General features: G+C 71.6%; 5 protein-coding genes. All 5 read left to right on the top strand.

Features of this window, described 5'->3' with window-relative positions; genetic code table 11:
• The first annotated feature begins 56 nt into the window (after positions 1 to 56).
• The 5 genes from ACIWVC_RS02640 to ACIWVC_RS02620 all read left to right on the top strand — a co-directional run bounded on the left by ACIWVC_RS02640 (position 57) and on the right by ACIWVC_RS02620 (position 5,548).
• Entirely contained in the window at positions 57 to 1,592 is a 1,536-nt protein-coding gene (locus tag ACIWVC_RS02640; protein ID WP_396453753.1) for an FAD-binding oxidoreductase, read from the top strand.
• Between the two features lie 146 nt (positions 1,593 to 1,738).
• Positions 1,739 to 2,992 carry an alpha/beta hydrolase-fold protein gene (locus ACIWVC_RS02635; RefSeq protein ID WP_396445654.1) on the top strand — a complete coding sequence of 418 codons (1,254 nt, stop codon included), beginning with the start codon at positions 1,739 to 1,741 and terminating at the stop codon, positions 2,990 to 2,992.
• A 111-nt stretch (positions 2,993 to 3,103) separates the two neighbouring features.
• On the top strand, positions 3,104 to 3,661 hold the full coding sequence (locus ACIWVC_RS02630; protein WP_396445653.1) for a hypothetical protein: 558 nt from the start codon (positions 3,104 to 3,106) through the stop codon (positions 3,659 to 3,661).
• A 190-nt stretch (positions 3,662 to 3,851) separates the two neighbouring features.
• Complete coding sequence (locus ACIWVC_RS02625) at positions 3,852 to 4,619, top strand: VOC family protein (RefSeq protein ID WP_396445652.1); 768 nt, start codon at positions 3,852 to 3,854, stop codon at positions 4,617 to 4,619.
• A 122-nt stretch (positions 4,620 to 4,741) separates the two neighbouring features.
• A complete protein-coding gene (locus tag ACIWVC_RS02620; protein ID WP_396445651.1) occupies positions 4,742 to 5,548 on the top strand; it encodes a VOC family protein in 807 nt (268 codons plus the stop codon).
• Positions 5,549 to 5,559: the final 11 nt, after the last annotated feature.

Below are 5,559 nucleotides of genomic sequence, written 5' to 3'. Positions count from 1 at the left end.
CGCGGCGGGGAAGGTTCTTCCGGGGCCTTTCTTCCAGGTGCGCGGGGGCGTGGGGCATGAGTGGGCTTTCGGCGGTGCCGGCCACGGTCGTGAGGGGCGGGGACAAGCGGTATCCGGCGCTCAGCCGGGGGTTCAACCAGCGGTGGGTCGCCGCGCCGGAGTACGTGCGGCTCGTGCGGACGCCCGAAGAGGCCAGGGCGGCGCTCGCGGAGGCGGTCGGCGAGGAGCCGGCGGACCCCGCGCGGACGCGGATCACGGTTCGGTCCGGCGGGCACTGCTACGAGGACTTCGTGTGCGGTGAGGACGTGCGGGTGATCCTGGACGTCAGCCCGATGTGCGGGGTGTCCTACGACGAGTCCATGAAGGCGTACTGCGTCGAGGCCGGGGCGACGAACTGGCATGTGTACGGCCGGCTGTATCCGGTCAGCGGGAAGGCGCTGCCCGGCGGGGCGTGCTTCTCGGTGGGGCTCGGCGGGCACGTCCCGGCGGGCGGGTTCGGGCTGCTGTCGCGGCAGCACGGGCTGACCGTCGACTACCTCTACGCGGTCGAGGTGGCGGTGGCCGACGAGGACGGGAACGTCAGGCTGGTGGTGGCCCGGCGCGACGACCGGGACTCCGAGCTGTGCGGGCTGTGGTGGGCCCATACCGGGGGCGGGGGAGGGAACTTCGGGCTGGTCACCCGGTTCTGGTTCCGGGGGCTTCCGCAGCCGCCGGGACAAGTGCTCCTGGCGGCGTTGGCGTGGGACTGGAGCGACTTCACCAAGGACGAGTTCGCCGCGCTGGTGACCGCGTTCGGGGAGTACTTCCGCGACCATCAGAACCCGTCGACGGCGGCGGGGAAGCTGTTCGCGATGCTGAAGCTCAACCACGTGAGCAACGGGCAGATCGGGCTCCTGGCGCAGGTGGACGCGGACGACCCGGACGGCCCGCGGGCGATGGCGGAGTTCATCGCGGCCGTCGACGGGCGGATCGGGCCCGCCGCGACGAAGATGCGGTCGGTGATGGGGGAGCACTTCGTCCACCTCGACGTTCCGCGGGCGATGCCGTGGCTGACGGCGGCGCGGGCGCTCGGCTCCGGCGGCGGGAACCGCTGCGGCAAGTACAAGTCCGCCTATCTGCGGAAGCCGTTCACGGTCGAGCAGATCGATGCGATGTGGGCTTATCTCGGAAATGAGCAGTACACCGACTACGCCAATCGGCAGGCCCTCATTCAGGTCGACTCGTACGGCGGCGCCGTCAAGAGGCCGCCGCACCCGACCGCGGCGAGGCAGCGCGACTCCATTCTGAAAGTGCAGTACCAGGTCTACTGGGCGGAGCAGGACGGCGGGGAGGACGCGCACATCGCCTGGATACGCGACGCCTACAAGGCGACGTTCGCGGCGACCGGCGGTGTGCCCGTCGCGGGCGGCGAGACCACGGACGGCTGCTACATCGGCTATCCGGACGCCGATCTCGGTGATCGCCGCTGGAACGAGTCGGGTCAGTCGTGGGAGACGCTCTACTACAAGGACGCCTACGCGAAACTCCAGGAGGTCAAGCGCCGCTGGGACCCGTGCAACGTGTTCCGGCACGCCCAGTCGATCCGCCCCTGAGCAGGGCCGCGACGCCGGTCGCGGACGCCTTGTCTCACCTTTATTGCATTCGTTGCCAATACTTGCGGCTGTGACGCCCGGGACAGTAGTTTCTACCGGACGAGCAGAGCGTCGGGCCGGGGGCGGCCCGGGCGGCTGGGGAGTCCATGAAGAAGCGTACCGACAGGAAGATCGCCATTGCGGGCACCGCGGCGGCGGCCGTGGTGCTGCCCACCGTCATGGTCGGCCTCGCCCAGGCCGGCATCGGCGTGCCGACCGGCAAGTCGGAGGCGTCCGGCAACTCCCAGGCGATCCCCTCGTTCGGACCGGCGACGCAGCCGTCGGCGCCCGCGGGCTCCGCGTCCCCCAGCGGGTCGCCCAAGCCGGCGAAGCTGCCGAGCGTCCCGCTCGGGACCAACCCGTTCAAGACGGGCGGCGGTTCGCCGAGCCCCGGCAACCCCGACACCGACAGCGGCAGCCACGGCAAGAAGCCGCACATGCCGCCGGGCACGACGTCCAGCAAGTACGCCAAGGCCCCGGACGGCGCCGCGATCACCGGCGTGAAGAAGGTCAACTCGCGCATCTTCGACGTGACGATCGCCTCGCCCGCGCTCGGCGCGGCCGTGAAGACCCGGGTGATGATCCCCAAGGGCTGGAAGTCCAAGACCACCAAGACGTGGCCGGTCGTGTACGCCTACCACGGCGGCAACAACAACTACACGTCCTGGACGAAGGACTCCGACATCGAGCAGGTCATCGGCCCGTACAACGCGATGGTCGTGATGCCCGAGGGCGGCTGGAACGGCTCGTACACCAACTGGTGGAACGGCGGCAAGGGCGGCATCCCCAAGTGGGAGACCTTCCACATCGACGAGGTCATCCCGCTGATGGAGCGCAACTTCCACGCCGGGTCGGTGCGCGCCGCGATCGGCCTGTCGTCCGGCGGGCAGGGCGCCATCACCTACGCCGAACGGCACCCCACCACGTTCAAGTACGCCGCGTCCTACAGCGGCGCCCTGAACATCACCGCGCCGGGCATGCCCGTCATCCTGACGTCCATGAACCGGCAGGCGGGCACGGCCATCTGGGGCGACCCGATCACCGCGCGGGCGAACTGGCGCGCGCACGACGCCACCGTCAACGTCGCCAAGCTGAAGGGCATCGGCGTCTACGTCTCGTCCGGCAACGGCGAGCCCGGCCCCTTCGACAACCCCGACACCCCGCCGCTGGACGCGGGGCGGATCGGCGAGCAGCTCGCCGGGACGATGAACGAGAACTTCGTCGCCGCCGCGAAGCAGGCCGGCATCCCGGTCACCGCGCACCTGTACGGGCCCGGCATGCACAACTGGAAGTACTGGAAGCGGGAGCTGGCCGCGAGCTGGCCGAAGATCGCCGCCACGATCGGCGCCGGCAAGTCCTGACCGGGCCGCCGGCCCGGTTCGCCGCCGAGGAGGACGGCGGGCGGTGGCCGCGCACGGCCTGTTCCTGCACAGCCCGGCCCGGCCCGGGGCGCGCCGGGTAGCGTGGCCGGGGTGAAGGGGTTCGCGCGGCGCGAGTTCCAGCTCGTGCTGCTCCGCCGCATGGCCGACTACCAGCCGGGCCTCGTCGAGGACGCGATGCGCGCGCTCGGCGCGTCCCGCACCGAGATGCGGGAGGTCAACGCGCGCTGGCAGCGCATCCTGCGGTCCCGGGCGTTCCCGCGCGGCCGCCGCCGCTACGAGGCCGTCCTCGGCCCGCCCGCCGGCGCCGCCGGCCGGCGGATCGGCGACGTCGCGTGCGAGACCGCGTGGTGGCCGCCGCTGCCGCTGTGGCCCGGCCTCCGCTTCGAGATCATGATGGCGCCGGACGGCTCGGTCGTGCAGGAGTGGCTCGTCCGCGACGACGGCGTCCCCGTGCCGGAGCTGACGACCGCCGACGACCTCGTCCCCTGGTCGTGCGTGGTGGGCGACGTCGACGCGCGGTTCGGCGCGGTGGCCCACCAGGACGGCGACGCGCCGAGCCGCTGGCACGCGACGATCACGATGCCCGACGGCGGCGCCTACGTCGCGCATTTCGTCTGGGGCCTCCTCCAGACGGTCGTGAGCACCTGAACGCCGCGCCGCGAAAACGGTACGGCTTGCCGAATATTGGGCTCACTTTGGCACGTCTGCTTGCGGGCTGCGTCATGGAGATTGCGCACCCGTCCCTAGCGTGAGGCTCATGGACGCAGTGAACGGACGGCGCGGCGAAAGTCCGGCGGGGGGCAAGGCAAAGGGCTATGTCCTCGGAACACCCTTTTGGGTGGAAATTGCCAGCCCGGACGTCGAGGTGTCGCGCCGCTTCTACGGCGACCTGTTCGGCTGGTATTCCTACACGCTGGCCACCGACGGCTACGGCGACTACGTGGTCTTCACCCTCCGCGACATCAACGGCCCGGGGGTCGCCGGCATGCAGCGGCTGACCGACGACACGCAGCCGCCGTCCTGGTCGTGCTACTTCTACACGGGCGACCTCACGGCCACGCTGGACGCCGTCCAGGCCGCGGGCGGGCAGCCGCTGATGGAGCCCGCCACCATCGCCCACATCGGGCGCGCGGCGCTGTGCGCGGACACCCAGGGCGCCGAGTTCGCACTGTGGGAGCCGCACGACCCGGAGCTGACGCCCGACGCCGCCGTGCCGGAGTCGATGTGCTGGGTGGAGCTGGCCTGCCGGGACGTCGAGGAGGCCCGCCGCTTCTACGGCGCCGTGTTCGGCTGGAAGGCCGTCGACCGCGACTACTACGGCACCGTCTACACCGACTGGGAGGTGGACGGCTGGCCGGTGGCGGGCATGGTGGCGATGGACGAGCGCTGGCCGCCCGGCTACCCGGCCCACTGGATCCCGTACTTCTGGGTGTCCGACTGCGACGGCTCCGCCGCGCGCGCGGTCGAGCTGGGCGCGCGGACCCGCGTCCCGCCGAGCGACATGGAGAACGGCCGCTTCTCGGTCCTGACGGACCCGACCGGCGCCCGCTTCGCCGTCCTCGCGCCGAGCCGGGAGGCCGCGAGGAGGTTCCATCCCCGCCGCTGACCCGGCCGGACGTACAGCTGTGGACCCGCCGACCTTTGGATGATCTTGATGATTCCCGACGACGGCGCAGATCGCGCCCGCCTCCCCAGTGCCGCCGGCATGCGAGCTGTCAGGGGCCGGCGATGCCCGAGGTGACCTCGTTCGCCCCCGGCTTCCCGACCTGGGCGGAGCTGGCCAGCCCGGACCCGGAGCGGTCGAAGGACTTCTACTGCGACCTGTTCGGCTGGTACTCCTACACGCTGACCTCGGACATGGGCGAGTACGAGATGTTCACCCTCGGCGGCGTCCAGGGGCCGGAGGTCGCCGGGATGCAGACCCTCGCGGACGACTCCCTGCCCTCCTCGTGGACGTGCTACTTCCGCACCGCCGACATGGCGGCCTCGCTCGACGCCGTCCGCCGGGCGGGCGGCCTGGTCCTGGTCGACTCGCTCGACGTGGCCGACCTCGGGCAGCTGTCCGTGTGCTCCGACCCGGAGGGCGCCGACTTCGCCCTCTGGTACCCGTACCACCTGCAGGGCGCGGGCGTCGTGGACGAGCCGGCCGCGATGTGCTGGGTGGAGCTGGCCTGCCGCGACATCGAGGGCGCCCGCCGCTTCTACGGCGAGGTCTTCGGCTGGAGGTCCGTGGAACGCGACTACCACCGTCCCGTCTACATCAACTGGAAGGTGGGCGACTGGTCCGTGGCGGGCATGGTCCCGATGGACGAGCACTGGCCGCCCGGCTACCCGGCCCACTGGATCCCCTACTTCTGGGTGTCCGACTGCGACGAGTCCGCCGCCGCGGCGGCCGAGCTGGGCGGGCGCGTGCACATCCCGCCGACCGACATCAAGCCGGGCCGCTTCTCCGTCATCACCGACCCGACCGACGCCCGCCTGGCCCTCCTCACCCCGGCCGTCGAGGACCGCGCCGCCGTCCGCGCCCGCCCCTGACCGCGCCCGCC

Origin of the sequence: Actinomadura sp. (assembly GCF_044508335.1) — a bacterium.
Lineage (GTDB): Bacteria > Actinomycetota > Actinomycetes > Streptosporangiales > Streptosporangiaceae > Spirillospora.
Note: the sequence above shows the minus strand (reverse complement) of the source record. Positions and strands in the feature narration are given on the sequence as shown.

What these genes read in the sequence shown, in the direction of transcription:
- ACIWVC_RS02620 (WP_396445651.1), top strand. Translation starts at nt 4,742, where the DNA reads ATGCCCGAGGTGACCTCGTTCGCCCCCGGCTTCCCGACCTGGGCGGAG.
- ACIWVC_RS02640 (WP_396453753.1), top strand. Translation starts at nt 57, where the DNA reads ATGAGTGGGCTTTCGGCGGTGCCGGCCACGGTCGTGAGGGGCGGGGAC.
- ACIWVC_RS02635 (WP_396445654.1), top strand. Translation starts at nt 1,739, where the DNA reads ATGAAGAAGCGTACCGACAGGAAGATCGCCATTGCGGGCACCGCGGCG.